The 26,725-nt window shown below is 64.7% G+C and carries 29 protein-coding genes and 1 pseudogene; 16 read left to right on the forward strand and 14 right to left on the reverse strand.

Annotated features, from left to right (window positions below; genetic code table 11):
- Positions 1–28: 28 nt before the first annotated feature.
- On the reverse strand, positions 29–1,012 hold the full coding sequence (locus tag GGD61_RS00375; protein ID WP_177237278.1) for a VOC family protein: 984 nt from the start codon (positions 1,010–1,012) through the stop codon (positions 29–31).
- 144 nt (positions 1,013–1,156) lie between these two features.
- On the opposite strand from GGD61_RS00375, the gene GGD61_RS00380 reads away from it, so the two are divergent.
- From GGD61_RS00380 to GGD61_RS00395, 4 genes are all read left to right on the forward strand, one after another.
- Positions 1,157–1,948, forward strand: coding sequence for a DNA-binding transcriptional regulator (locus tag GGD61_RS00380; protein WP_092260082.1), 792 nt, complete (start codon positions 1,157–1,159; stop codon positions 1,946–1,948).
- Between the two features lie 76 nt (positions 1,949–2,024).
- The gene (locus GGD61_RS00385; RefSeq protein ID WP_183229853.1) at positions 2,025–3,527 is read left to right on the forward strand and encodes a bifunctional 3-(3-hydroxy-phenyl)propionate/3-hydroxycinnamic acid hydroxylase; all 1,503 of its coding nucleotides are present in this window, start codon (positions 2,025–2,027) and stop codon (positions 3,525–3,527) included.
- Between the two features lie 24 nt (positions 3,528–3,551).
- A complete protein-coding gene (locus GGD61_RS00390) occupies positions 3,552–4,403 on the forward strand; it encodes a fumarylacetoacetate hydrolase family protein (protein WP_092260087.1) in 852 nt (283 codons plus the stop codon).
- Positions 4,404–4,446: 43 nt separating this feature from the next.
- Positions 4,447–5,658: an ABC transporter substrate-binding protein gene (locus GGD61_RS00395; RefSeq protein WP_092260089.1), complete on the forward strand. Its 1,212-nt coding sequence runs from the start codon at positions 4,447–4,449 to the stop codon at positions 5,656–5,658.
- A 4-nt stretch (positions 5,659–5,662) separates the two neighbouring features.
- Here GGD61_RS00395 and GGD61_RS00400 read toward each other — a convergent pair whose 3' ends face one another.
- Positions 5,663–6,505 (reverse strand): hypothetical protein, encoded by an 843-nt coding sequence (locus GGD61_RS00400; RefSeq protein WP_018320659.1) that lies wholly within the window; start codon positions 6,503–6,505, stop codon positions 5,663–5,665.
- A 214-nt stretch (positions 6,506–6,719) separates the two neighbouring features.
- On the opposite strand from GGD61_RS00400, the gene GGD61_RS00405 reads away from it, so the two are divergent.
- From GGD61_RS00405 to GGD61_RS00420, 4 genes and pseudogenes are all read left to right on the forward strand, one after another.
- The gene (locus tag GGD61_RS00405; protein WP_092260091.1) at positions 6,720–7,604 is read left to right on the forward strand and encodes an IclR family transcriptional regulator; all 885 of its coding nucleotides are present in this window, start codon (positions 6,720–6,722) and stop codon (positions 7,602–7,604) included.
- A 1-nt stretch (position 7,605) separates the two neighbouring features.
- A pseudogene (locus GGD61_RS00410) lies at positions 7,606–8,801 on the forward strand (CaiB/BaiF CoA transferase family protein).
- Between the two features lie 42 nt (positions 8,802–8,843).
- A complete protein-coding gene (locus GGD61_RS00415) occupies positions 8,844–9,830 on the forward strand; it encodes a tripartite tricarboxylate transporter substrate binding protein (RefSeq protein ID WP_092260096.1) in 987 nt (328 codons plus the stop codon).
- 19 nt (positions 9,831–9,849) lie between these two features.
- Positions 9,850–11,070 (forward strand): ABC transporter substrate-binding protein, encoded by a 1,221-nt coding sequence (locus tag GGD61_RS00420; protein ID WP_183229855.1) that lies wholly within the window; start codon positions 9,850–9,852, stop codon positions 11,068–11,070.
- 26 nt (positions 11,071–11,096) lie between these two features.
- Here the strand turns inward: GGD61_RS00420 and GGD61_RS00425 are convergent, their stop codons facing one another.
- Positions 11,097–11,363, reverse strand: coding sequence for a hypothetical protein (locus tag GGD61_RS00425; RefSeq protein ID WP_018320664.1), 267 nt, complete (start codon positions 11,361–11,363; stop codon positions 11,097–11,099).
- Between the two features lie 237 nt (positions 11,364–11,600).
- Here GGD61_RS00425 and GGD61_RS00430 point away from each other — a divergent pair, with 237 nt between their 5' ends.
- Positions 11,601–11,930: a hypothetical protein gene (locus tag GGD61_RS00430; RefSeq protein ID WP_183229857.1), complete on the forward strand. Its 330-nt coding sequence runs from the start codon at positions 11,601–11,603 to the stop codon at positions 11,928–11,930.
- A 189-nt stretch (positions 11,931–12,119) separates the two neighbouring features.
- On the opposite strand, the gene GGD61_RS00435 is transcribed toward GGD61_RS00430, so the two are convergent.
- Both GGD61_RS00435 and GGD61_RS00440 read right to left on the reverse strand, forming a co-directional pair.
- Positions 12,120–12,611 carry an SRPBCC family protein gene (locus GGD61_RS00435; RefSeq protein WP_177237297.1) on the reverse strand — a complete coding sequence of 164 codons (492 nt, stop codon included), beginning with the start codon at positions 12,609–12,611 and terminating at the stop codon, positions 12,120–12,122.
- Positions 12,611–13,000 carry a helix-turn-helix transcriptional regulator gene (locus GGD61_RS00440; protein WP_026202395.1) on the reverse strand — a complete coding sequence of 130 codons (390 nt, stop codon included), beginning with the start codon at positions 12,998–13,000 and terminating at the stop codon, positions 12,611–12,613. Before GGD61_RS00440 ends, GGD61_RS00435 begins: the two co-directional genes overlap by 1 nt.
- Before the next feature lie 284 nt (positions 13,001–13,284).
- Between GGD61_RS00440 and GGD61_RS00445 the strand changes: the two genes are divergently transcribed.
- Positions 13,285–14,346, forward strand: coding sequence for a serine hydrolase (locus GGD61_RS00445; RefSeq protein WP_177237280.1), 1,062 nt, complete (start codon positions 13,285–13,287; stop codon positions 14,344–14,346).
- 62 nt (positions 14,347–14,408) lie between these two features.
- Here GGD61_RS00445 and GGD61_RS00450 read toward each other — a convergent pair whose 3' ends face one another.
- Complete coding sequence (locus tag GGD61_RS00450; protein ID WP_183229859.1) at positions 14,409–15,242, reverse strand: outer membrane protein; 834 nt, start codon at positions 15,240–15,242, stop codon at positions 14,409–14,411.
- 275 nt (positions 15,243–15,517) lie between these two features.
- Positions 15,518–16,222 (reverse strand): SDR family oxidoreductase, encoded by a 705-nt coding sequence (locus GGD61_RS00455; RefSeq protein ID WP_092260110.1) that lies wholly within the window; start codon positions 16,220–16,222, stop codon positions 15,518–15,520.
- A 101-nt stretch (positions 16,223–16,323) separates the two neighbouring features.
- On the opposite strand from GGD61_RS00455, the gene GGD61_RS00460 reads away from it, so the two are divergent.
- Both GGD61_RS00460 and trpS read left to right on the forward strand, forming a co-directional pair.
- Complete coding sequence (locus GGD61_RS00460) at positions 16,324–17,178, forward strand: GNAT family N-acetyltransferase (RefSeq protein WP_092260112.1); 855 nt, start codon at positions 16,324–16,326, stop codon at positions 17,176–17,178.
- 299 nt (positions 17,179–17,477) lie between these two features.
- A complete protein-coding gene (gene trpS, locus GGD61_RS00465) occupies positions 17,478–18,497 on the forward strand; it encodes a tryptophan--tRNA ligase (protein ID WP_092260114.1) in 1,020 nt (339 codons plus the stop codon).
- 156 nt (positions 18,498–18,653) lie between these two features.
- On the opposite strand, the gene GGD61_RS00470 is transcribed toward trpS, so the two are convergent.
- Positions 18,654–19,112, reverse strand: a complete 459-nt coding sequence (locus GGD61_RS00470) for a hypothetical protein (RefSeq protein WP_177237281.1) — start codon at positions 19,110–19,112, stop codon at positions 18,654–18,656.
- Between the two features lie 284 nt (positions 19,113–19,396).
- On the opposite strand from GGD61_RS00470, the gene GGD61_RS00475 reads away from it, so the two are divergent.
- Positions 19,397–19,678 (forward strand): hypothetical protein, encoded by a 282-nt coding sequence (locus GGD61_RS00475; protein WP_018320671.1) that lies wholly within the window; start codon positions 19,397–19,399, stop codon positions 19,676–19,678.
- Positions 19,679–19,734: 56 nt separating this feature from the next.
- Here GGD61_RS00475 and GGD61_RS00480 read toward each other — a convergent pair whose 3' ends face one another.
- The 6 genes from GGD61_RS00480 to GGD61_RS00505 all read right to left on the reverse strand — a co-directional run bounded on the left by GGD61_RS00480 (position 19,735) and on the right by GGD61_RS00505 (position 22,724).
- Entirely contained in the window at positions 19,735–20,028 is a 294-nt protein-coding gene (locus GGD61_RS00480; protein ID WP_092260116.1) for a hypothetical protein, read from the reverse strand.
- Positions 20,029–20,040: 12 nt separating this feature from the next.
- Positions 20,041–20,472, reverse strand: coding sequence for a curlin (locus GGD61_RS00485; protein ID WP_244550738.1), 432 nt, complete (start codon positions 20,470–20,472; stop codon positions 20,041–20,043).
- A 72-nt stretch (positions 20,473–20,544) separates the two neighbouring features.
- Positions 20,545–20,955: a curlin gene (locus GGD61_RS00490; protein ID WP_092260118.1), complete on the reverse strand. Its 411-nt coding sequence runs from the start codon at positions 20,953–20,955 to the stop codon at positions 20,545–20,547.
- A gap of 26 nt (positions 20,956–20,981) precedes the next feature.
- A complete protein-coding gene (locus GGD61_RS00495) occupies positions 20,982–21,374 on the reverse strand; it encodes a curlin (protein ID WP_092260120.1) in 393 nt (130 codons plus the stop codon).
- Positions 21,375–21,496: 122 nt separating this feature from the next.
- Entirely contained in the window at positions 21,497–21,898 is a 402-nt protein-coding gene (locus GGD61_RS00500) for a hypothetical protein (protein WP_026202398.1), read from the reverse strand.
- 178 nt (positions 21,899–22,076) lie between these two features.
- Complete coding sequence (locus GGD61_RS00505; protein WP_018320676.1) at positions 22,077–22,724, reverse strand: response regulator transcription factor; 648 nt, start codon at positions 22,722–22,724, stop codon at positions 22,077–22,079.
- Between the two features lie 593 nt (positions 22,725–23,317).
- Between GGD61_RS00505 and GGD61_RS00510 the strand changes: the two genes are divergently transcribed.
- The 3 genes from GGD61_RS00510 to GGD61_RS00520 are packed head-to-tail and all read left to right on the forward strand — an operon-like array spanning position 23,318 to position 26,684.
- The gene (locus GGD61_RS00510; protein ID WP_183229861.1) at positions 23,318–24,742 is read left to right on the forward strand and encodes an efflux RND transporter periplasmic adaptor subunit; all 1,425 of its coding nucleotides are present in this window, start codon (positions 23,318–23,320) and stop codon (positions 24,740–24,742) included.
- Positions 24,739–25,464: an ABC transporter ATP-binding protein gene (locus GGD61_RS00515; RefSeq protein WP_092260124.1), complete on the forward strand. Its 726-nt coding sequence runs from the start codon at positions 24,739–24,741 to the stop codon at positions 25,462–25,464. Before GGD61_RS00510 ends, GGD61_RS00515 begins: the two co-directional genes overlap by 4 nt.
- The gene (locus tag GGD61_RS00520) at positions 25,461–26,684 is read left to right on the forward strand and encodes an ABC transporter permease (protein WP_018320679.1); all 1,224 of its coding nucleotides are present in this window, start codon (positions 25,461–25,463) and stop codon (positions 26,682–26,684) included. The genes GGD61_RS00515 and GGD61_RS00520 overlap by 4 nt, the downstream gene beginning before the upstream one ends.
- Positions 26,685–26,725: the final 41 nt, after the last annotated feature.

A 26,725-nucleotide genomic window follows, 5' to 3' on the forward strand; every position in this document is an offset into this window, starting at 1 on the left:
CGTTCAGGCTACGCCGCGCGGCCACGGATCATTCGCGCGCGACCACGTGGTCCAGCCACGCGCAGTTAAGCGGCGGCACGCGGGGATCGGCGACGCGCACGCCGCGCGCCGCCGCATCGAGCCGCATGTCGCGCAGGCGCTTGCGCTGTTCTTCCGGCATATGGAGGCGCTCGTGGCCCCACAGCGACGGGCCGTCGAACGTCTCATGCGGCTGCCAGGTCTCGGGATCGATGACGCGCGCGCCCCAGCCATATTCGATGAAGAAGCCGGAAGGGGTGTTCACGTAGAACGAGGTCATGTGGTCGTTGGTGTGCCGGCCCAGCGTGTAGGCAACGCGGCCTTCGTCGAGCTGCGCGAGATCGTAGCCTTGTCCGACATCGTCGAGGCTGCCGAGCTCGACCATGAAATGATGCATCGCCTTGCGCCCCGAGCCGACCATCGCGAAGCTGTGGTGGCGACCGTTGACGTGGAAGAAGTACAGCCCGTACGGCTTCAGTCCGAAATCCGAGACGTGGAAGCCGAGCACGTCGCGGTAGAACGGCAGCAGGGGCTCGACATCCTCCACATTGAGCACGACGTGCCCCATGCCGAGCGCGCCGGTACGGAAGCCCGAAATCGGCCGGCCTGGCCTGAAGGGCTCGGACGCAAGCTCCGGCTTGCAAAAAGCTTCCAGCCGGTTGCCGGCGGGATCGGCGAACGAAATCAGCTCGGCGACATGCCGCTCGTCAGCGAGCGCGCGCGAGCCGCGCGTCACCTTGACGCCGTGGCTTTCGAGCCGTCCCGCCAATTGATCCAGCTCTGCCGTGGACGGAACTTCCCATCCCATCACCGCAAGGCCGGCATCGCTGCTGCCGTCCACGATCAGCCGCTGCTTGCGGTCGTCCATGCGGAAGGCGCACATCTTGCCGCCGCGATCGACCCGCTGCATGCCGAGCAGACCTGTCGCCATCCGGCCCCACTGGTCGAGCTGCGAGGAATTGATTGCGATATAGCCGAGCGCGGTGATTTCCATCGAATTCCTCCCGAAGGCATCGCGTGTGCCGCAATGCGGCGAACTTGATACCGGCCGCGCACGATCTTAACGTGGCGTTCCGCAATCGCTTCGCGTTCGCAACAATAATCGCGAGACCGCGCGCCACAAGGGAGGAAATGCGAAGTGTCCAAGGAGCGGACGGGGACGGCAGCCCCCCGGCAGTCGGAAGGCGTCCGCGCCTTCAAGCGCGGGCTCGACGTGCTGCGAGAGGTCAATCGCTCAGGCGGCATCCGTGCCGGCGACGTGGCCCGCGCGCTCGACCTGCCCCGCCCCACCGTCTATCGCCTGCTCGAGACTCTGGAGGAACTCGGCTATATCGCCCGCAGTGCCAGCGACGACCGTTTTCGCGTCACCCGCCGCGCGCTGAGCCTCGGCGACGGCTATGATCCCGGCGTGGTGATCTGCCAGGCGGCGGCGCCCTATCTCGCCGAGCTCAGCAAGGATCTGGTCTGGCCGGTCGATCTCTCCACTTACGAGAACGCGGCGATGGTGGTGCAGGAGACCACCCATTCCCGCAGCCCGCTCTCGATCGACCGCGGCATGATCGGCAAGCGCCTGCCGATGCTGCGGACGTCCGCGGGCCGCGCCTATCTCGCCGCCTGCCCGGCCCGCGAGCGCGACCTCATCGTCAGTCATCTGCGCCGCATCGACGAGGCCGACGACCGCCCCTTTCTCGACGAAGCCCGCCTCGATCGCATGATTGCCGAGACGTCCGCGCGGGGTTACGCGATTCGTAGCGAGGGCGAGTATAATCCCAAGACGGCTTCGATCGCCGTTCCCATCGTGCGGGGCGGCGTCGTGTTCGGCTGTATCTCCATCATCTGGATTCGCTCGGCGCTGGGGATCGACGAGGCGATTGCGCAGTTTGCAGCGCGGCTTCAGGAGACGGCCGCGGCCATCCCGGTTGAGGACTAGGCGGATCCGTCCGCTGGGCGGACACTTGGCGCGGCGGCGTTGAATGGGCGGCATGGCTTGGGGAAGAGATAGCCCCATGCAAAATAAATCCGTCCCCGAAGAGTTCGATGTCGTGATCGTCGGCCGTGGTCCGGTCGGCGCCACGCTCGCCAATTTGCTCGGCCTGTGCGGCGTTCGCACGCTGGTGCTGGAGCGCGAGGCGCGGACCTATCATTTGCCGCGCGCCGTGCATTTCGACGACGAATGCATGCGCGTGTTCCAGACCATCGGTTTAGCCGACGCGATCCTGCCGCAGACAATCCTCAGCCCCGGCATGCTGTTTCTGGACGCCAACGGCAAGATGCTGCTGGACTGGTCGCGCCCGCAGACATTGACCCCGATGGGGTGGCATCTCAGCTATCGCTTCCACCAGCCCGATCTGGAGGACGTGCTGATCGGCGGTCTTGCCCGCTTTCCCAACGTCACCTTGCGCAACCGCTGCGATGTGTTCGCGCTCGATCAGGACGAGCATGGCGTGCGCGTCCGCTACGAAGACCTCTCGAACGGAACACTTACCGAAGTCCGCGCAGGCTATGTGATCGGCTGCGACGGCGCCCGCTCGCTGGTCCGCCGCTTCATCGGCTCCGGCATGGACGATCTCGGCTTCCACGAGCGCTGGCTGGTGATCGACCTGCTGCTCAAGCGCGCGCGCGACGATCTCGGCGATTACAGCCTCCAGCATTGCGATCCCAGGCGTCCCGCGACCTATGTGCGCGGCACCGGCACGCGGCGGCGCTGGGAGATCACGGTTCTCCTGGACGAGGATTCCAAGGAGATCGCGCAACCGGCAAAGACCTGGGAGCTGCTGTCGCGCTGGATCACGCCTGATGATGCCGAACTCGAACGCGCCGCGGTCTACACGTTCCATTCGGTCATCGCACAACAATGGCGCAGCGGCCGATTGCTGCTCGCGGGCGATTCCGCACACCAGACCCCGCCCTTCCTCGGCCAAGGCATGTGCGCCGGAATCCGCGATGCCGCAAACCTCGCCTGGAAGCTCGCCGCAATCATCCAGGGCGCCGCCGCACCCGATCTGCTCGACACCTATCAGAGCGAACGCCAGCCGCATGTGCGCGAATTCATCGAGCTCGCCATCCGTCTCGGCGGCGTGATCAACACCAAGGCGATCAAAGCGGGCCTTGCCGCCGGCCAAGCCCGAGAGAATGCGCCGGTGAAGCTCGAGGTGAAAAAGCCCCTGCTCGGCCCCGGGCTCGCGCTCGGCGAGCTGCCCTTGGCCGGACATCTCGCGCCGCAGTTCGAGCTACGGGACGGCCGCCGCGGCGACGACCGGATCGGTTACGGCCACGTGCTCCTCGTCGAGAGTGCGACCACGCACTCATCGCGTCTTTCGCAAGCCGGAATCCAAATCCTGACCAGCGACGATGCCGCGGGCATCGGACCTTGGCTTCGCCAGCACGGCATCATCGCCGCACTGGTCCGCCCGGACCGTTACGTGCGCGGCACCGCCCGTAACGAAACCGAACTCGACCGGGTCGTCGCCGCCCTCACGCCTCCAACCCATGTGCCGTCCGCGGCCTGACCCAACACGTTTCAAGGATATCTCATGAAGCTGCTTTCTTTCATCGCCGACGGCCGCGCCTCTTTCGGCGCCGTCAAGGACAACGGAATCGTCGATCTCGGCGCGCGTATGGCGCCCTGCACCACGCTGCGGCAGTTGCTCGAAGCGGATCGCCTCGCCGAGGCGGCAAAGCTGGTCGCGTCCACGGCGCCCGATCATCCGCTCGACAAGATCAGCTTCGCCGCCGTGATCCCCGATCCCGGCAAGATCATCTGCGTCGGCCTGAACTACCGCGATCACGTCGCCGAAACCGGTCGCACCGTCACCGAGAAGCCGGCGCTGTTCGTCCGCTTTCCCTGCAGCCAGGTCGGTCATCTCCAGCCGATCGTGAAGCCGAAAGTGAGTGACGATTTCGACTATGAAGGCGAGCTCGCGCTGGTCATCGGCAAGGAAGGCCGGCACATCCCGGCTGGCCGCGCGCTCGATCACATCGCCGGCTATTCCTGTTACAATGAAGGCAGCATCCGCGACTGGCAGCGCCACACCAGCCAGTTCCTCTCCGGCAAGACCTTTGCCGAGAGCGGCAGTTTCGGCCCGTGGCTGGTGACGGCGGACGAAATTCCGGATCCGTCGAAGCTCGCCTTGCAGACGCGCCTCAACGGCACCGTCGTGCAGGACACCACCACCGACCTCCTGATCACAGGCATCCCCGAGCTGATCGCCTACACATCCACCATCTGTCCGCTCGTCCCCGGCGACGTCATCGTCACGGGCACGCCGGGCGGGGTCGGCGCCAAGCGGACGCCGCCGCTGTGGATGCGCCCCGGCGACACCGTCGAGGTCGAGATCTCAGGCATCGGAACCTTGCGCAACACGGTCATCGCCGAACCGGCCTGACCACGTCTTCAAACAATCAAAAACGACAAAGTCAGGAAACGCCATGGCCAACCTCCGCACGACATCCGCCGCCATCCTGCTGGTCACGCTGGCGCTCGCGGGCCCGCCTGCGCGCGCCGAGATCAAGGGCGATGCGATCCGCATCGGCGTGCTTACCGACATGAACGGCGTATTCGCCACTGCGATGGGTCCGGGCTCGGTCGAGGCGGCGCGGATGGCCGCGGAGGAGTTCGGCGGCAAGATCAACGGCAAGCCGATCGAGATCCTGCAGGCCGATCACCAGAACAAACCGGATCTCGCGGCTTCGCTCGCCCGCAAATGGTTCAGCGACGGCGTCCAGGCGATCGCCGACGGCGGCAGCTCCGGCGCCGCCCTCGCGGTGCAGGAGCTCGTGCGCGGCAACGGCAGGATCTTCCTCGTCTCCGGCGCCGGCGCCAATCAACTGACCGACGAGGCGTGCGCGCCGACCAGCGTGCAATGGACCCAGGATGCCTATTCCACCGCGACCGCCGTGGTCTCCGGCATCATGCAGACCAGCAAGGAGCCATGGTTCTTCATCACCGGCGACTATGCTTTCGGCCATTCGATCGAAGCGACCGCACGCGCCCGTATCGGTGAGCTCGGCGGCAAGGTCGCCGGCAGCGTCAAGGCGCAGCTCGGCACCCCCGACTACTCGTCGTTCCTGCTGCAGGCGCAGTCCTCGGGCGCCAAGATCCTCGCCATCAACGTCGCCGGCGACAACGCCACCGCAATCAAGCAGGCCGAGGAATTCGGCCTCGCCGACCAGGGCATCAAGATCGTGCCGATGTCGTTCCAGAACGTCGATATCGCGGCTGTCGGGCTGAAGGCGACCCGTGGCGACCTCATCGTCACCTCGTTCTTCGAGGACGTCTCGCCCGCCGCCCGGAAATTCTCCGACGCCTTCTATGCGCGCCGCAAGGCCATGCCCTCGCAGATTCAGGCCGGCGTCTATTCCGCCGTGCGTCACTATCTGCAGGCGATCAAGGACACAGATACCGACGACAGCGCCGCCGTGATGGCGAAGATGAAGGCAACGCCGGTGTCGGATGCCTACACCCCCAACGGCCGCATCCGAGAAGACCAGCGCATGGTGCATGATCTTTATCTGGTGCAGGTCAAGACGCCCGAGGAATCCAAAGGACCCTGGGATTTCGTCAAGCTGGTCGCGACGATCCCGCCCGATCAGGCCTTCCGTCCGCTCGACCGCAGCAAGTGCAGCCTGGTCGGCAAGTAACCGCTCAGGCCAAATACCGCGCCAGATAGCCTTCCATCGCATAGAGCGCGCAGAGGGCAAGGCTCGACCACACCGCGGCGCTGAAATACAGGAACATCCAGGTCAGCTCGCCCTTCCAATGGGCGATGTCGTGGGTCACCACCCAGCGCGTCGAGACGTCGTGCAGGCCTTCGAGGAAGCCCAGGAACCTGCCGCCCTCGGCGTGCCCGGCCCGCCAGCGGCTGAGATACATCGGCACGTCGACGGTGACGAGGAAGGCGAGGAAGCAGGCGATGCCGACGATGCCTGACATCAGCGCCCAGCGCACCGGGCCCTGGAATTCCGGCATCAGGCGGCACAGCGCGATGCCGGCGAGGAAGAAGGTCACCGCCCACAGCGAGTTCTCGATCGCGTTGTAAAGGAAGTTGGTCGTCACCACCGCGTACCAGGAGAAACACTCCGCGATGATGATGATCGGCACGATCACGAGCGCGATGTTCACCGCGGTCTCGGCGCCCGTCATCTTTCCGAACTGATGCAGGATGATGGCCCATTGCGCGACGAAGCAGAGCTCGGCCACGGTCGCAACCGTGCGGCCGACGACGACGCTCGAGAGCCAGGTGTCGAACAGGCAGATGCGCTGCACGTCGGCGCGCGGCAGGAACGAGCGGAACGCGCAGCCGAACACATAGCCGGCGCACAGCAGCAGCATCAGCCCGATGTCCGAGCCGCCGCTGAGGCTGCCCGCAGGCGTCGGGTAGAATTCGCGGTACAGCATGAACCACACCAGGATATTGGCGCCGCTCACGAGCGTGAGGGATCCCCACCACCACGCGAGGGGATTTGACCGCGCCTGCCACTGCAACATGAACCGCTCCGCAAAATTATCGATCTGACATGTCGTCGTAATAATCCTGTCACAACACGACATGCAATCACGACAAAAATCTGTGTGTGCTGCGCGGTCCGGCGCGTCCTTCAACGAAAACCCCGACGCGATATCGGTGTCCACATATCGGACAATTTTGCCATTTTTGCCGAATCTATTGGACAGAAGCAATTTCGCCGTCTGATATTCGGGGATGACCCCGAGAGATTCATCCAAACCGCGTCATCCGCTCTCCTCCGCCGCCGCAGTGCTGGCGGAGAGTGTCGACGACGCCGCCTTCGCCACGACGCTGGCAAAGGGACTAGTCGTGCTCGAGGCGTTCAAGGCCGGGAGCACGCTGCTGGGCAACATGGAGCTGTCGGCGCTGACCGGCATTCCGCGGCCGACGGTGGCGCGGCTGACGCACACGCTGGCCGAGCTTGGCTACCTCCGCTACGACGCCGAGCGGGCCAAGTACCGCGTCGCTGCGCGGGCACTGCGGATCGCGCATCCTCTGCTGGCCGGAATGCAATTCCGCCAGATGGCGCGGCCCATGATGCAGGAGCTGGCGCTCAGCGTCCGCGGCACGGTCTCGATCGGCCTGCTCGACGCGACGTCGATGATCTATGTCGAGACCGCGCGCTCCGGCGATGTCGGGCCGCACGCGCCCGACATCGGCATGCCGATTCCCGTGGTGATGACCGCCATGGGCCGCGCCGCGGCGGCGACCCTGCCACCAGCCGATGCAGACCGGCTCGAACGGAACATCGGTGCTGAAGACCCCGAGCTTTGGTCGGCCTTCCGCGACAGATACCGGGCCGGGATCGCGCAATGCAAAAGCCGCGGCTTCTGCACCTGCTGGGGCGAGTACATGGCCTCCATCCATGCCGTCGCCGCGCCGCTGTTTCACGCGAGCGAGTCGAGGCAGTCGTTCTCGATCAATTGCGGCATCCCCGCCTTCCGGCTCCAGCCGGGCCAGCTGGAAGGCGAGATCGGCCCGCGCATCGCGGCGCTCGCCGACAGCATCCGCGCCATCGTCGGACAGGCCGAGCTCGCGCCGCCGCGCAAGACCAAGAAAATCACAAGCGCCGGAAAATGACATGGCTGGACCGCTCGAGGGACTGAAGGTTCTCGACATCGCGACGATCATTGCAGCGCCCTTCGCCGCCACGCTGCTGGCCGACTACGGCGCCGAGGTCCTCAAGATCGAGATGCCCGGACACGGCGACGGCGTAAGGTCGTTTCCGCCGTTCAAGGACGGCAAGCCACTATGGTGGAAAGCCGCCAATCGCAACAAGAAGTTTGCCACGCTCGATCTGCGCACTGGGGAAGGACTTGCGCTGTTCAAGCAGCTGCTTCCGCGCTTCGACGTGCTGATCGAGAATTTCCGTCCGGGAACGCTGGATCGATGGGGCTTGCCTAGGAGGTGCTGTGGTCGATCCAGCCGCGCCTCGTGATCCTGCGCGCCACCGCCTTCGGGCAGGATGGCCCTTATCGCGAGCGACCTGGCTTCGCCCGTATCTTCGAGGCCATGGGCGGGCTCACCTACATCACGGGCGAGAGCGATGGCGAGCCGACCCATCCGGGATACCCGATCGGGGATTCGATCGGCGGCCTGTTCGGCGCCGTCGGCGTGCTGGCGGCGCTGTGGAAACGGGCGCGCGATCCCGATGCGCCCGGCGAGGAGATCGATCTTTCGCTGACTGAGGCGACCTTCCGCCTGCTCGACGTCCTCGCCATCGAGCACGATCAGCTCGGCACCGTTCGCAGCCGGATCGGCAATTCCAACGGCTATTCGGCGCCGGCCGCCGTGTTTTGCACCAGCGACGATCATTGGGTGACGCTCGCAGGCTCGACCAACGCGCTGTTTGCGGCGAACTGCCGGGCGATCGAGCGGCCCGACCTGATCACCGATCCGCGCTTTGCCAGCAACGACCGGCGCGTCAGGCACGCCGCCGAGCTCAACGACATCTTCGCCGGCTGGTGTGCCACCCATCCCCTTGAGGAGGTCCTCGCGCGATTCAATGCCGCGCAGGGAACGCTCGCCCCGATCTATTCGATCGACCAGATCGCCGACGACCCGCAAGTGAAGGCGCGCGAGGTGATCACCCGCGTTGCCGACAAGGATTTCGGCACGGTCGCCATGACCAATGTCGTGCCGCGCTTCACCAATGACCCCGCGCGATTGCGTCACGCCGCCGGCGACGTCGGCGAGGACAATGACGAGGTGTTTCGCAATTGGCTCGGCCTTTCGGACCAGGAGATCGAAAGGCTCACCGCGCGAAAGGTGATCTGAAATTAACAAGAAGACCAACAACAAAAAGGGAGGAAGACAACAGTGACATCATTCACGGTCACACGCCGAACCCTGCTGGGCACGCTTGCAGGCGGGCTCGCCGCCGGCTCAGGCCTGACGGCACAGGCCGAGGATGCATGGCCCTCGCGCATGGTGCGGCTGATCTCGCCCTATGGGCCCGGCGGCTCCAACGACATCTCGTTGCGATTGCTCGCCGAAGAGTTCGGCCGCAGTCTCCGTCAGCAGTTCATCGTCGAGAACAAGCCGGGTGCCGGCACCCGCATTGCCAACGACATGGTCGCCCATGCCCCGGGCGACGGCTACACCCTTCTCTACGTCGCGGCCCCCTACGCGACCACCGAGGCGCTGTTCGGCAAGCTGACCTACGACCGCAAGGACCTGCAGCCGGTCGCGATGGTCGTGGTCGCGCCGCTGTTTCTCATCATCAGCGCCGATGCGCAGTTCAAGACGCTCCCCGAACTGATCGCCTACGGCAAATCGAAACCGGATGGGCTGACCTTCGCCTCTCCCGGCGCCGGCTCGCAGCCGCACCTCGCCGGAGAGCTGCTGTTTCGCGACGCCGGCGTCAAGGGCCTGAACATTCCGTTCCGGGGCGATGCCGCCTCCTACACCGAGCTGCTCGCCGGCCGCGTCGATGCCACACTGACGGCGCTGCCGACCGCCCTGCCCTACATCCAGAGCGGCAAGTTCACCGTGCTCGGCGTCGCGTCGGCCGAGCGCAGCGCGCTCTACCCGCAGGCGCCGACACTGCGCGAGCAGGGTTTTCCCAACGTGGCTGCCGCCGGCTGGTACGGCTTCATGGCGCCCGCCACGACGCCGCGCGCGATCGTCGACAAGTTCCAGGGCGAGGTCCTGCGCGCGCTCGCCGAGCCGGCGATCAAGGACAAGCTAACCGCCCAGGGCCTCGAAGTGCGCGCCGGCACTGCGGCCGAGTTCGGCCAGTTCATCGACGCCGAGACGCAGAAATGGACCAAGCTGATCCGCGACGCCGGTCTCAAGGGCGAATGACCATCGGGAAGGACCGGACATGACAAGCACTCTGCTCAAACACATCGCGGCGTCCGCACTGCTTCTCGCGCTGTCGAGCGCGGCGGCGCAGGCGCAGAAGAAATACGATTCGGGCGCGTCCGACACGGCGATCAAGGTCGGCCAGACCGTGCCGCTCAGCGGCCCGGCTTCGGCCTATGCCGTGATCGGCAAGACCCAGGCCGCCTATATGAAGATGATCAACGACCAGGGCGGCGTGAACGGCCGCAAGGTCGAGCTGATCCAGTATGACGATGCCTATTCGCCGCCGAAGACCGTGGAGCAGACCCGCAGGCTGGTCGAAAGCGACGAGGTGCTGCTGACGTTCCAGATCATCGGCACCGCGCCGAACGTCGCCGTGCAGAAATATCTCAACGCCAAGAAAATCCCTCAGCTGTTTGCCGCGACCGGCGCCGCGCGCTTCACCGATCCCAAGAACTTTCCCTGGACCATGGGATTCAATCCCTCCTACCTGGTTGAGGGCCGCATCTACGCGCAATATTTGCTGAAGAACCACCCGAACGCGAAGATCGGCGTGCTCTACCAGAACGACGACCTCGGCAAGGATTATCTCGCCGGCCTCAAGGCCGGTCTCGGCGACAAGGCGAAGATGATCGTGGCCGAGACGTCCTACGAGATCACCGAGCCGACGATCGACTCGCAGATCCTGCGGCTGAAGGATGCCGGCGCCGACGTGCTGTTCAGCGCCACCACGCCGAAACAGGCGGCACAGGCGATCAAGAAGGTCGCCGAGATCGGCTGGAAGCCGCTGCACATCATCGACATCAACGCCTCCTCGCTCAGCGCCGTGCTGAAGCCGGCGGGGCTGGACAATTCCAAGGGTGTCGTCAGCGTCGGTTACGTCAAGGATGCCGCCGATCCCGAATGGAAGGACGATCCCGGCATGAAGCGCTACCTCGCCTTCATGGCAAAATACTATCCCGACGGCGACAAGGATTCGAACCTGAACGTCTATGGGTACATCACCGCGCAGCTGCTGGTTCAGGTGCTGAAACAATGCGGCGACGACCTCACTCGCGACAACGTGATGCGGCAGGCCGCCAGCCTCAAGAACGTCGAGCTCGACCTGACGCTGCCGGGGATCTCGGTCACGACCACGCCGACCGACTATCGCGTCAACAAGCAGTTCCAGATGGTGCAGTTCGATGGCCAGCGCTGGCAGAAGCTCGGCGACATCGTGACGGACGAAGCGAAAGAGTGAGGTTGTGAGAGACGCGGTGGCGGCGCTCATTGTCCTCCCGCGAGCCGCCCGCCGCTGCGGATGACATCGTCGCGTTGATCGACATGGCGCTGATATTCGGAGATCGCGCGATTGGCCATCCGGATCCGGTTCGTGTGCCCCTCCTCGACCATCATGGTGATGCGCTGCGCCAGAAACACGCAGGCCGCGAACTCATCGCCGATGGCGCCCGTCCGCGTGAGAAAGTTCCAGGCGATCTCATAGGCCTGCTCGGCGGCGGGGTTGCGGTAGTCGCTGAAGATAATGTGCGTCATCACCGGCAAAGCCGCAGGGCAGCGATCGTTCCTGTGGTCCCTTCCGACGTCCCCCAATCATGGGCTGCATTGAGTCCCCGATGGTGTTCCGGTCCCCGGAACGAAATGCACTTCCGCTGGCAGACACGTTTCGACGCTGGGTCGCAGGCCTCCAGTTCGATGCACCCGCAACGCCTCGCGCAGGAACGGTTGGCCGCGCGCGTGATTGGTCCGGCATGAACCTCAGGGAGACACAACATGCGTAAGACAATGCTGACGATCTTCACAGCTGCAATGCTCGCCGGCGCTTCCGTCGGCGCAGCATTCGCTCAAGGTGCTGGTGGCGGCGCAGGCGGCGGAGCTGGTGCCGGTGCGGGAGCCGGTGGCGCGGGGGCCGGTGGTGCGGGCGCAGGTGCTGGTGCAGGCGGTAGCGGCGCTGCCGGAGGAAGCGGAAGCGCTGGACACGGTTCCGGCGGCGGCAGTGGTGACACCACCCATACGCAACGCGGCGGACAGGGCGCGTCCAGCGCTCCAGGCATGCGCAACGAGAACACCCCACCGACGAGCGGCACCGCACCGCGGCGCTAGCGCATGATCCGGAAAAGTGTGCGGCGGTTTTTCGAAGAGACCATGCTCAAACGATAAATAGAGCGCGATGGCGATTTATCCTGATCTCATCGCGCTTCAGTCGCCTCGTTGATCGCCCTCTTCGGAAACCGATCCTTCGAGATGTACGAAAGCGGTCCCCGCGAATCCTTCGCCGGGACCGCTTTGTCTTCACCGCTTCATGCCCGCCACATAGGCCGCGAGCTTGTCGAGAGTCTGGTAGCCGTATTCGACGGCGCCGAAGCCGATCATGCCATCGCGCTGCGCGCTGCTCGAGGCCAGCTGGCGCATCATCAGCACGGTCTTGCCATTGCTCTGCTCGGCAAAGGTGACGGTGAAGCGGAACATGCCGGGATCCTCGTCCTGGTCGACGCCGTGGTCCATCTCCATCAGCTGCGGCCGCTCGATGCGGCGGAAGCGCATGCGGTTCGGATAGACCGTGCCGTCGGGGCCGATCATGTTGAAGCGCCAGACGCCGCCGACGCGTACGTCGATCTCGAAGGTCTCGACCTTGAATCCCTTCGGCCCGAACCATTGCGGCAGATGCTTCGGGTCGGACCACGCCTCGAACACCAGATCGCGCGGCGCGTCGATCACGCGCGACATCACGATCTCACGGTCGAGCGACCATTGCGACAGAGCGGGATTGGCAGAATTCGTCATCACTCAGAACCTTTCCGTTTGGTTGTTCGGGACGGCCGCTTGGCAGCCGCCCGCTCCTTCTCTTTCTTGAGCTTCATCACGTAGGCTTCGAACCGGTCGAGCCGAGCCTCCCAGATTGCGCGCTGCTGCTGGAACCAGTCCTCCGCACCGAGCAGCGCATCCGGGCTGAGACGGCAAGTGCGCACGCGGCCGGATTTCTCCGACAGCACGAGCCCGCTCGTCTCCAGCACATGGATGTGTTTCATGAAGCTCGGCAGCGCCATGGCGAAAGGATCGGCGAGCTCCCCGACGGAGGCCTCACCGGCGCACAGCCGCATCACGATCGCCCGTCTGGTGGGATCGGCGAGCGCTGCGAAAACCTGGTCGAGGCGGGGCGATTGGTTAGCCATGAAGCTAACTATAGGCGACCCGTGCATCGGCGTCAACAATTGTTAGCCCACAAGCTAAGTAATTTGATCGCAGGCCGCGCAACGGAACCTGAAACGCGCAATTGTGAATTGGGCCGCCGGGCGCTTCCCGCTAAATGAGACCGGGGGCACCATTGCATCGTTCGTCAGGGCACGTGCCGCCTTTTGTCACATCATCATCGTTCACCAGGCGGGCGCTCGCCCGGGCCGCGCTTGTTCCCCTCGCGATCGCGCTTTCCCCGCGCCGCGCCTCCGCGGATTCCGACATGATCGCGCAGATGCGCGACATCGTCGCAAACGAGCTGGCGCCGACCGTAGCGCCGGGCCATGCGGGCGGCCTCGCCGCCGCCCTCTATGCCGGACGGCATGTCGAATTCTTCGACTACGGTCTTGCCGATGACGCCACCAAGCGGAAGGTGACGCCGGACACGCTGTTCAACCTCGCGTCTTTAAGAAAGCCGTTCGAGGCGACGCTGGTCGCACTCGGCACGCTCCGCGGCGAGCTGCGGCTCGATGACCGCGTCCCTAAATATCTTCCCGAGCTCGACGGCGATTACATCCGCCGCGTCAGCGTCGGCGATCTCGTCACGCACACCTCGGGGCTGTTGCTGCCGACCGACCATCCGCCCTGGCCGAACGATCAGTTCACGCGCGAGCAGTTCATCGCCATGCTGAACGCCTTCGCGCCGGCGCCCGGCGTCGCACCCGGCCGACAGCGCATCTACACCCATGCCGGCTACGTGCTGCTTCAGCTCGTGCTCGAGCGCTGCTACGGCACGCCGATCGGCGCGTTGATCCAGCACCGCATTCTCCGCCCCCTCGCCATGGACGCCAGCTTCATCCCCGAGCGCGGCGCGGACAGTCGCGCCGTCATGGACGGGGCCTGGATGCGGCGCGTGGTCCAGGGCTATTCCGACCAGGGCACGGCGATCGGCCCAATCGGCGACCAGCAGAGCTATTTTGATTTTCCCGGCACCGGCCAGATGTTCTCTTCCGCCCGGGATCTTGCCACCTTCGCGGCAGCCTGCGTCGACGGCCGGTCGATCGATCCACAATTGCGCGAGGCGCTGCGGATGACGCAGCGTGAAGTCTTCCGCATCGACGACAAGTTCGGACAGGGCATGGCCTGGGAGACCGTGCGTCTGCCGGGCGTCACCGTCATCGACAAGCCCGGCGGCCTCAACAATGCGTCCGGCTATATCGGGCTCGTGCCGGCGCGGCGGATCGCCATCGTCCTGCTCGCCAACCGCGGCGAATATCCGCACGAGATCGCGCGCTACAAGATCCTGCCCGCGCTGGCGCATCTGCTGCCATCGCACGCAGGCTGAGCTTTAAAACAGAAAGCCCCGGCCAGGCCGGGGCTTTCCACGCCAGGATCGGAACGGGATGCTCAGTATCTGGCGACGACCGGTCCGCCGAACTTGTAGTTCACGCCGACGCGCACGATGTTGGACTTGAGATCCACCGAATGGGTGAAGGTCTGGGCCGGCAACGCCACACCGACGTTGAAATTGTTGCTGGTCATGCTGCTGCGGCCGAGATCGACGTAAAGATATTCGGCCTTCAGCGACCAGCCGTTGCCCACGGCGTATTCGCCGCCGACGCCTGCTGTCCAGCCGACGCGGGTGTCGCGGATCGCTCCGGACTCGGTCGCGCCAGCAAAGGTGTCGGTGAAGCTGAAATTGCCCCTCACCTCGGCGATGGCGGCGCCGCCGGTGGCGTAAATCAGCCAGCTCGGCGTCGCGAGGAAGCCAATGCGGCCGCGAATGGTGGCGAGCCAATCGGCCGAGACCGACGAATTGACGGTGAAGGTGGTCGGCGCGCAGCAGGGATACACGGCCGTGCTGCTCGCGCTGCCCTTGAAGCCGAAATAGTTGATGTCACCCTCGAGGCCGAGCACGGCGTTGTTGACCTGCCAGTTATAGCCGGCGGTGAAGCCGCCGGTCACACCGGAGCTGTTGATGTGTTGGGCGCCGACCGTCCCGATGGCGGTCACGCTCGAATCCGCGAAATAGGCGGCCACCGGAAACAGCGTGGTGGTGGCGGGGTTCGCGCTGCCCCACTGCCCGCCGACATTGCCGCCGACGTAGAAGCCGGTCCAGTTATAGACTGGCGCCATCACCGGCGCCTTGGTGTAATGCGCCGCGAGATCGGCCGCCTGAACGGATGCGGTGCCCAGGATGACCGAGACAACCGAGGCAGCCGCCAGCAAAAACTTGTTCATTCCAGTCTCCTTGCCCCACGCGATTGACCTCGCGTTTCGAATGCGCGCAGGTAAAAGCCAACCGGCGCAGTTAGGGCATAGGGCGGGCGCCGCTGCTCGTCTTGGGCTGCGGCGCAGTTCGCAAGGACTGTGACGTAGTGTGCGCCTCAGATCGTGCGAACAGATGACGAGTGTGACCGAGGAGCCACGCCTCATCCATCATCAGCGGCGCGCGACGCACCGCCCGTGTCGCGTCACGACAAGACCGCCAAAGGCGCGATTCGAGACCGTGCGCTTCAGACCGAGCGCGTCAGCCCGCCATCGACGCGGATGTTCTGGCCGGTGATGTAGGCCGCGCCGTCGGAGGCCAGGAACGAGACCGTCGCGGCGATCTCCTCGACCTTGCCGTAGCGCTTCATCGGCACGCTGTCGCGGCGCGCATCCAGCTGCGGCAGGCTGTCGATCCAGCCCGGCAGGACATTGTTCATGCGGATGTTGTCGGCCGCATGGGTATCGGTGAAGATCTTGGTGAAGGCGGCAAGGCCCGCGCGGAACACCGCCGAGGTCGGGAACATGGCGCTGGGCTCGAAGGCCCAGGCGGTCGAGATGTTGATGATGGCGCCACCCTTCTGCGCCTGCATGATCGGCGTCACCAGCCGCGTCGGGCGGATCACGTTCAAGAGATACGTGTCGAGGCCGGTGTGCCACTGATCGTCGGTAATCTCCGTGATCGGCGCCCGCGGCCCGTGCCCGGCGCTGTTGACGAGCACGTCGATGCGTCCCCACTTCGTCATGGCGCCGTCAACGAGGCGCTTCAGATCGTCATTCTCCTTGTTGGAGCCGGTGACGCCGAGCCCGCCGAGCTCGGCCGCCAGCGCCTCGCCCTTGCCGGAGGACGACAGGATCGCGACGCGAAACCCGTCCGCCGCCAGCCGCCGCGCAGCCCCTGCCCCCATGCCGCTGCCGCCGGCGGTAACGAGCGCAACCTTCTCTGCTGCCATGACCGATCATCCCTTCAGTTGAGGCGAGCCGCAGGCTCGGCCTATCATGAGGCCTTCTACAGCCAGACCTGTCGGCAGGTCCATGGTCGAAGGCATCCGTCATGAGCAACCCGAGAAGTGATTTGCTGATCCGCAATCTGCGCCCCGAGGAGATCTCCCTTGCCATCGACTGGGCCGCGGCCGAGGGCTGGAATCCGGGCCATCGCGATGCCGCCTGCTTTGCGGTTCCCGACGCGCAAGGTTTCTTCGTCGGCGAGATCGATGGCGAGCCGGTGGCGACCGTCTCCTGCGTCAATTACGATGATCGCTTCGCCTTCCTCGGCTTCTACATCGTGCGCGATAGCTTTCGCGGCGCGGGCCATGGCCTGCGCATCTGGAATGCGGCGATCGCGCATGCGGGCGCGCGCGTGATCGGGCTCGACGGCGTCGTGGCGCAGCAGGACAATTACAGGAAGTCCGGTTTCCAGCTGGGCTACGCCAATATCCGCTATGGCGGCATCGTCGCCGCGCGCTCGAGGCCGCCCACTGAGGTCGTTGCGCTCGACACGATTCCTTTTGCGCTCGTGGAAGCGGACGATGCCACCGTCTTCCCGGCCCGGCGCAGCGCCTTCCTGCGCGCCTGGATCGATACATCAGGCCATGTCGGCCGCGCCCTCGTGCGCGACGGCAAGCTCGCCGCATGGGGCGTGATCCGGCCCTGCCGGACCGGCTGCAAGATCGGCCCGCTGGTCGCCGACGATCGCGCGGCGGCGGAGGCGATCGTGCAGGCTTTGCTTGCGAGCGCCGATGTCGGCGAAATCTTCCTCGACGTCCCCGCCGTCAATCGCGAGGCGATCGCGCTTGCGGAAGCACTCGGGCTCAAGCCGGTGTTCGAGACGGCGCGGATGTACACGGGAGCGATCCCGCCGCTGCGCATCGACCGCGTCTTTGGCGTGACCAGCTTCGAGCTGGGCTAGCGCATGTACTCATAGAGGCAACGTCGGCTGCTGACGGCCAAGCGGAAAGCATCTGCTCGGCTTGAGCTTTACTGGTTTTGACCCATTTGAGACATCAAACCGGCTTGCTTTCCTCTGAAGTTTCGTCAATATCGGCCGCATGACTGTCGTCGTGATCGCGCTCGCGAACTTGTGGTGGCGCTCCACTTAGGAGCGGCACGGCTTTGTCATTCACTCAACCGTCGCCGCCGTTCATCGGCTTGCGAGGTTGCTTCATCAAAAGTCCGATTGAATGGCGGCTCCTAATTTGGAGAACCGCGATGCAAGATTCGTCAGCCACCCTCCCTGTTATCCTGACCGGCGACAGAACAACCGGACCGTTGCACCTAGGGCACTACGTCGGTTCGTTGAAGAACCGCGTCGCCCTGCAGACAACGCACCGGCAGTACCTGCTGCTGGCCGACACCCAGGCACTCACCGACAACGCGCACAATCCCGGTCGGGTGCGTGACAATGTCATTGAGATTGCGACAGACTACCTCGCCGTTGGCATCGACCCGAACCAGAGCACGATCTGCCTTCAATCGCATCTTCCGGCATTGGCCGATTTGACCCTGCTGTACATGAACTATGTCACGGTGGCGCGGCTTGAGCGCAACCCAACCATCAAGGACGAAATTCAGGCGCGAGGTTTCGGCAGGGATATTCCTGCAGGCTTTCTCTGCTATCCCGTCGCCCAAGCCGCAGACATTACCGGCTTCAAAGCGACGATTGTCCCGGTTGGAGAAGATCAAGCTCCATTGGTCGAGCAAACCAATGAAGTTATTCGTCGCATCAATCGTCAAGCTAGAGTTGACGTGTTGCCAGAAGCCCATGCGCTTATTCCTTACGTCGGGCGTCTTCCCGGTATCGACGGCAAAGCCAAAATGAGCAAGTCGCAGGGCAATACCATTCGGCTATCAGCGACGGCCGAGGAAATACGGGAGGCTGTCAGGCGTATGTTCACTGATCCAAACCATCTTAAGGCGTCCGATCCGGGTTGCGTCGAAGGCAACGTCGTCTTTACGTATCTGGATGCGTTCGACGAAGATCACATGACGGTTGAGGATTTGAAGGCACGCTATATCCGCGGCGGCTTGGGGGACAGCATTGTCAAGAAACGACTGGATGACGTTCTGCAGGCGCTTATCGCGCCAATCCGAGACCGTCGCCGCGCACTCGCTCGCGATCCCTGCTATGTGCTGCAAGTAGTTAAGCAGGGCACTGCGCGGGCGAGGGAGATAACTGATGCTACTTTGCGCGATGTTCGCGCGGCGCTTGGTCTATTCACACTGAATTAGTGGGAGGGGGGCCAAGCGGAGCTTGTATCTGGATTTGGCCCCTAGCTGCACTTGATGGATGTCCGCCACTCCGCCGCTGTCGAGGCTCGAGCAGACATCGATGCGCTGGTCCTCGCCAAGCATGAGTACACGCCCTGGCTGGACGGACTACGACGTTCAGTAGCAGCGCGTGATGTTGACGGTGTGCTCGCTGCCGCCGCGGCCGGGCACCGTCACCTGCTCGGTCGGGCAGCTCGGCACATAGGGCCGGTCGGACGGCACGACGTTCGGCGGGAAGCGATGCGACCAGTCCCAGGGGACATCATAGGTGTAGGTGTAGCGCACGTCGGTGGAGACCGGCTGCCCGGCGTCGCCGAAGGGCTGGCTGTAGCCGGCGCCGTCGTAGAAGAACCCGCCGCCGCCCGGCCAATAGACGAACGGGTTATTGCGCCGGTGGAACCGGGCTCCCGGCCCCATCGGGGCACGCGCCATCGCGCCGGAAGGCGCAGCGGTCACCCCATGCGGCGCGGCGCCGCCGGGTCTGGCAAAACTGTCGCTGGGGCTAAGGAGCAGCGCGGCTGCGCTAAGCGAGGCGAATAGCGCCCCAAGTGATCTGCCATGGGATCTGGACATCATGATACGCACCAACTCGTTTGGCTTAAGCGATAGCTCCCCGCAGCTACGCTAGGCCCGCCCGTCGCCCGCCCGCAAACGTATAATTAATTATTGGTTAAGACACGGGATTAACCGGGGAACAGGTGCGGCAAGACGCCCGGGATTCCCGGTTGATTTCAGGCACTTCGTTCCGCGGCCCGCGCTTCATAACCAGTTGATCGGAGTTGATCGCTTCCACCGAACGCGTCCCGGAACGCTCCCGCAGTGCAACCGTTGGCCCCCGACACAAGCAAGGAGCATCTCCAATGCAGAACAAGTCAAAACTCCTCTGCCTGATCACGGCATCACTCGTCGCCGGCACTGCGGCTGCCTCGGCGCAGGGCTACGATTGGAACGGATCGCGCATGGGTTGGGACCGCACGGCCCCCGCCTACGAACCGGTCCAGCCGCGCGCGTATTATCCTGATGTCGGGGGGCCCTATGGTGCGCTCAACGGCACCAACCATCCGACCCCGAGCTCGACACAGGGCGACGTCGGCCCTGACGGCAACAACAACGGCACGTTGACCGGCGGCTATCGCTGGTAAGGTCCACACTCACGGCGAGGCCCGCCGTTCTTTCGCGGACGGTGGGCCTTCGTGCGTCAGCGGCCCTGCTGCTTGCGCAGCCAATCGAGCATGTCCTGTATGTTTTCCTGCGCGTTGCCGGTGCCCTGTGTCACGATCGCGGTGTTACCGCCGCTGCGCCGGTACACCGTCGTGCGCCCCGGCTCCTTCTCGATCTTGACGTCGGCCTGAGCGGGATCGCCGCTCTGCGTGATCACCGAGGTGCCGTTCTCGTCCTGGACCACTGTGGTGTGACCGTCGGCAGCGCCGGCCGGCGCCATCGCGATCACGCTCATGAGTCCTATTCCGGATGCGAGCAGGAGCAATCTCATGTCACACCTCCATCATCGGCTGAACTGAAAGATCGCCAGCCAGTTGAAACGCCCGAACTGCCTTACCGCTCCCGTATTCATGTCTCCGATCTGGAGCAGGAGCGCGTTGGTGGAATTGCCGATCTGGGTGATCTCGGCGGTGTTGCTCGCACCGGATTGACCGATGATCGCATTGGTGGTGCCGCCCACCTGGATCACATTGGCATAGTTGCGCGTGCCGTTCTGGATGATGGTCGCATCCACCGTCCCGGTGCCGCCGATCTGGATCACCCGCGCGATATTGATGCGGCTGTTCTCTTCGATCGTCACGGGCTGAACATCGTTGCCGAACTGCACGACCGTTTCGATGCTCACGTTCCGGTTGGTCACGCTGCGCTGGACCGACCCGGCGCTCGCCTGCGTCGCCGTGCCGATGGCGGCGAGCATCGCCGCCAGCGCCAACACGTGCCTCAAGATCTGTCCGCATCGCATCGCGCTTCCCCGTTCGTTCCTGGCACCGGCGCGTTCGCTCGCGCCTTACGGGCCGGTCTGGACGATCGTCGAGGCGTTGATCGTGCCGAATTGCGCCACCGTGCCCGCATTCATCGTGCCGAGCTGCGATATCAGGCTCGTCGCCGACTGGCCGGTCTGACCGACGAAGGCAAGATTGTTCGTTCCGGCCTGCCCGATCGATGCGGAATTCGTTCCGCCGAATTGCAGGACGCCCGTGGCATTGTTGGTGCCGGTCTGCGTCACTGTCGCGCTGGTGCTGCCGCCGATCATGAACACGCCCGCCATGTTGAGCTGACTGTTCTGGTTCAGCACCACCGGCGGCCCGCCGACAGAGACGATGGTCTTGACGTCGGCGGTCTGGGCACCGGCTGATCCGGTGCCCGCCGAGCACAGGGCGAGCAAGACGGCGCCCGCGCGTCCCAAATGATGTTTCATGACATGCCTCGTCGCTTCGGGTCGGCTCACGGAGCCTGCTGGATGATCGTCGAGCCGTTCAGGATTCCGAGCTGACCAACTCCGGCCGTGTTGTTCGCACCGATCTGGCCGATCAGGCTCGAATTGGAGCCGCCGACCTGGCCGGCCAGCGCGGTGTTGGATGCCGTCGCGGTCGTGCCGCCCTGCCCGATCACCGAATTGTTGACGGTCAGGAGCGAGCCCGTCTGCAGGGTGGTCGCCGTATTGGTGGCGCCGAACTGCATCGTGGTCGCGTTGTTGTTGGTGCCGCCGCTCTGCGAAATGAACGAAGTGTTGGTCGTGCCGAACTGCAGCACGCTGGCGGTATTGCCGGCGTTTGCGTCGGCGGCCGTCAGCGCACCGAGCGCCACGAAAGTTGCAATGAAATAGGTGATCCGCATGTCATTTCCTCCGCGACAATGGGCGGGCCATCGCAATTGATCGGCCGGCCGGATTGCGGTGCATTCGAGAATGGCGCGGACGCAACCGCAACTGGCTGCGTCCGGCCAAACGGGGCTGTGTGTCAGTGCGCCGTCTGCGAGACGGTGCTGCCGTTGACGCCGAACACGCTGAGCTGGCCGACGCCGGCGGAGTTGTTCTGCAGCGCGGGGGGCCCGAACGAGTTCTGGGTGATCGCGCTGGTGTTGTTGCCGAACGCCACCTGGCCGGTGGTCGCCGAGTTCTGCACGCCGACCTGGTTCACCGTGCTGCCGTTGTTGAGCGAGGCAGCGCCGGTCCCCTGCATCGTGGACGCAGTGTTCACGATGCCGAGCTGGCTGGTCGTCGAGCTGTCATTGGTGAGGCCGTTCTGCGTGACGGACGAGCCGTTCACGACGCCGACTTGCACCGTGGTCGAGGTGTTGGCGGCCTGTGCCGCGGAGGACAGGGCGAACAATGCAACGGAAGCAAAAAACAATTTACGCATGGAGTATCCCTTTCTGGCCAAGTTGTCTGACTGAATTTGGATGCCGTCTTGGAGGAGGCCGACATCGTAGGGATACTGTGAACCGATCGTGGCCAGCGCGACAGACTGCAGTTCATGCTAATCGGTACGGACTAGACATTGCGCGAGATGTCGGCACGTCGAAGCGCCGAAATAGCTGCTATCCCGTGCCGGCGCGAATCGTCTCGGCTTCGCGCCCCATGCTGTCGATCAGCCGCACCACTTCGATCGGCGTGCGCAGCTCCAGCTTTCGCATCATCCTGGCGCGATGGACCTTCGCCGTCACTTCGCTCACGCCGAGCCTGGCCGCGATCTGCTTGGCAATCAGCCCTTCGGCCATCAGCAGCATGATCTCGCGCTCTCTCGCCGTCAGCGTCTCGACGCGCTGGCGGGCTTCACGCACCACATCCTCGCGTTCCAGCCGCCTGCGGTCGCGCTCGATGCCGTGCCTGATCGCATCGAGGATCTCCTGCTCGCGAAACGGTTTTGGCAGAAACTCGACCGCGCCGCGCTTCATGGCCTCGACCGAGACGCGGACGTCGGAATGGCCGCTGATGAAGACGATCGGAATGGGCACGCCCGTCTCGGCGAGTCGTCGCTGAAGCTCGAGGCCGGTCGGTGACGTCCCGGGAAAGCGGACGTCGAGCACGAGGCACGACGGCCCGGGCGAAATACTCTCCGCGAGAAACTCTTCCGTCGAGGCGAACAATTTTACCTGGTGTCCGGTCTCCTCGCAGAGATTTCCGATCGCGGTTCGAATCTGAATCTCGTCGTCAACGACATAAACGGTGGCTTGACCTGAATTCATTGCAGCAAACTCCCCGGCTTGTGACTCGATGGGCGAGCAACGAGCCGTCCATTCTTCTTGCAAGCTAACAAGGTGCTTGGATGAATCTGCGGGGATCGAACAATCAGCGTCCGTCCACCGGTTCGACGTCTTAGGGCCAATGCACGCCGGAAGCGAGTGAAGGCGTTCACACTTCGGGCTTCTTGATTGCAGGGATCTCGCCGCGCCACAGGCGGCATCACGGCGAGGCGCGCTATCGCGAATATGACGATCCGGTATCGTGGCCGCAGCGTCGCCAACTGCGTCATGGCATTGCTACCCATGTGCCGGCTTGAACGCCCGCCACCGGCACTTTGGCCGGATCATACGGGACGTTCAGTCAGCTTATCGAGTTCGATACCGCGCGCATCTTATCGATACGACGGGTATGCATTTCCGGCAAATCACGAAACGTCGCACCCGCGGACTTTACTTCTGGATCATGTTGCGCGCCCGACCGTCGCCCCGACGAGAACGACATACTGACGATCGATACTACCTTAGATAATTTACAACCATAGCGAGCTTGCCATTTTTTCCCGCAACGAAGCCATTTCAACCAGGCGGGTTTTGATATGCGATTTGTGCCAGCAATTGCCTTGCTCGGAACTGCATGCGGCCTCGCTGCGATCTACGCCGCAGGGCCAGCCGCCATCGCCGGCGCCGGGAGCGCGGCAGACACGGCGGCGCACGCCTTGGAATCGACCAGGCGCCTGCTCGTGCCCGCCGGACGCGAAGCTCCGACATTCGGGTCCGAGTCGCCCGTGTTCCGCTACGCCTCGATTCAGCGCGGCAGCATCGAGCAGACCGTCACGGTCACTGGTGCCCTGCAGCCGGTGAAGACGATCGAGGTCGGTTCCCAGCTGTCCGGGCAGCTCGCCCGGGTCTATGTCGATTTCAACGACACCGTCAGCAAGGATCAGCCGCTCGCCTTGATCGATCCGCGCAGCTTTGCGGCCAAGGTCGACGAAGCCAGGGCCGCCCTTGCCGTCTCCAATTCGCTGGTCGACATCGCCAGAGCCAAGTTCGATCGCGCCCGGATCGATCTGCAAAATGCGAGGGGCAGCCGGGACGTGCTCGTCGCCAAGCTCGAAAGCGCGCAGGCGGTGAAGTCCTCGGCGCAGAAGACCTTGCAACGGAAACTGGCGCTGCAATCGCAAAACGTGGTGGCGACCACGGCGGTCGACGATGCGCAGACCGAGTTCACCGCACGCCTCGCCCAGGAGCGCGAGGCCGAGGTCCTGATGTCCCTCAACTCCTATTCGGTTGAGGGGGCACAGGCCGACGTCCGCCGGATCGAGGCGGAGCTGCAACAGGCGCGCATGGCAGTGCCGGAGAAAGCGGCCGTTCTCGCCGCGGCCCAGGCCGATCTCGACCGCACCGTGATCCGCTCGCCGATCGACGGCGTCGTCGTCGGCAGGTTCGTCAACGAGGGCCAGACGCTCGCGGTCGGGCTGGAATCGCGCACCACCTTCGTGGTCGCCCACCGCCTCGAGGACATGGAGATTCATGCGCAGGTCGACGAAGCCGATATCGGCCGCATTGCGCCCGGCCAGCGCGCGCATTTCACCGTGGATGCCTACCCCGACCGCCGCTTCGAGGCAGTGGTGCGGCAGGTGCGCAAGGCGCCGCAGACCCAGCAGCACGTCGTCACCTACACCGTGGTCCTGGCAACCTCCAATCTCGACGGCGCGCTGCTGCCGGGAATGACGGCCCTGGTGAAGATCGTGATCGAGCGGCAGGACGACGTTCTGAAAGTGCCGCTCGCCGCACTGCGCTTCCAACCCTCCGGCACGCGGCAGGATCCAGCTGCACGCAGCGGGGTGTGGGTGCGCACCGCAAGCGGCTCGCTCCAGCGCATCGCGGTGACGGTCGGCGTGGCCGGCACCGAACAAGTCGCCCTCAAGAGCGGAGATCTCGACGAGGGCAGCCAGGTTGCCGTCGGCCAGGCCATCCGTCCCGCGGGCATGGAATTTCTCGGAATCAGGTTCGGATCATGACCGCCTCCCCGCCGCTCATCAGCCTCCAGTCGGTCGGCAGGACCTATCGCACCGACGGCGTGGCGGTCACCGCCGTCCGCAATGTCAGCTTCGACATCGCGCAAGGCGAGATCGTCGCCGTGATGGGTCCGTCCGGCTCCGGCAAGTCGACGCTGATGAACATGATCGGGCTGCTCGACCTGCCGAGCGAGGGGGCGGTCTATCTCGAAGGGGCCGATGTCGCCGATCTCTCGGAGGATCGCCGGTCGTCCTTGCGCGCCCGCAGCATCGGCTTCGTGTTCCAGTCCTACAATCTGCTCGCGCGTCACGATGCGATCGAGAACGTCGCGCTGCCGCTGGTCTATTGCGGCGTCGGCCGCAGGGAACGCCTGGCGCGCGCGGAAGCGAGCCTTCAGGCCGTCGGCATGCTGCACCGGGCCCATCATTTTCCGCGGCAGCTCTCCGGCGGCGAGCAGCAGCGCATCGCGATCGCGCGCGCCCTGATCGCCTCCCCGCTGATCGTGCTTGCCGACGAGCCGACCGGCGCGCTCGACAGCCGCACCGGCGCCGAGATCCTGGCGCTGTTCGCCGCGCTCAACCGGACCGGCCAGACCATCGTGATGATCACGCATGATCCCGGCATCGCGGCGCAGTGCCGCCGCACGATCCACCTGCATGACGGCGAGCTCGTCGCTGACGAGACGCCGGCGCCGGCCCTGCCGAAACGGAGCGCTGCGCCATGACGATGCTCCAGGGATTCCAGATCGCCCTGCACGCACTCAGGCTCAATCCGCTGCGCAGCTTCCTGACCATGCTCGGCATCGTGATCGGCGTCGCCTCCATCGTGACGGTGTTTGCGATCGGTTCCGGCGCGCAGCTGCGTCTGCAGGAACAGATCCGCTCGATCGGCGCCAACGTGCTGATGATCACCCCCGGCGCGGTCTACCAGGGCGGCGTGCGCCTCAAGGACGGCAGCAAGCTGACGATGACGGAGAGTGACGTGCAGGCCATCCTCGAGCAGATTCCGGAAGTCCAGGCCGCGGCCGGCTCGATTGCCGGAACGGCGCAAGTCATCCACGAGGGCAAGAACTGGAATACGACGATCAACGGCACGACGACGGGGCACTTCATGGTGCGCGACTGGCAGCTCGCGACCGGCCGCTATTTTTCCGGCACCGAGGAGGCCGGAGCAGGCAAAGTCGTGATCCTCGGCAGCACGGTCGCACGCGAGCTGTTCGCTCCCGGCGACGACCCCATCGGTGCGCAGATCCGGATCATGAAGGTCCCGTTAGAGGTGGTCGGCGTTCTCGATCGCAAGGGACCCGCGCAGGACGACGTCGCCTTCGTGCCGCTCGCCACCGCCAAGCTGCGTTTTCTCGGCAGTGCCAGCAACATCAACCGGGATTCGGTCGCCTACATCATCGCCAAGGTGGCCGGCGACGGACAGATGGCGGGGGCGCGATCGGAGATCGAGAACCTGCTGCGGCAGCGCCACCGTGTCCCCGCCGGCCAGGAAGACGATTTCAAGGTCCAGGATCCGGCCGCCGCCATGGAAGCGCAGCAGGGTGCGATCCGCACCGTCGCGCTCCTGCTCGTCGCCATCGCCTCGGTCTCGCTGCTCGTCGGCGGTATCAGCATCATGAATGTCATGATCGTGTCCGTCACCGAGCGCACGCGGGAGATCGGCATCCGCCGCGCGCTGGGCGGGCGGATGCGCGACATCCGTCTGCAGTTCCTCTGCGAGGCGCTCGTGCTCTGCCTGCTCGGCGGAGCCATCGGCGTCGCCGGCGGCGTCACGCTCTCGATGACGGTCGCCCGCATGGCAGGATGGGTCACCTCGATCGACGGGCAGGCGATCGGCCTTGCCCTCGCCTTCTCGATCGCGACCGGCCTTATCTTCGGTTTTTATCCCGCGCACAAGGCGTCCAAGCTCAGCCCGATCGAGGCGCTCAAGACGGAGTGACAACATGCTGGGAGTGGCCACATCAACCCGCAGTCCAGGGA

The organism is Bradyrhizobium sp. SBR1B, assembly GCF_014198205.1.
Classification (GTDB): domain Bacteria; phylum Pseudomonadota; class Alphaproteobacteria; order Rhizobiales; family Xanthobacteraceae; genus Bradyrhizobium.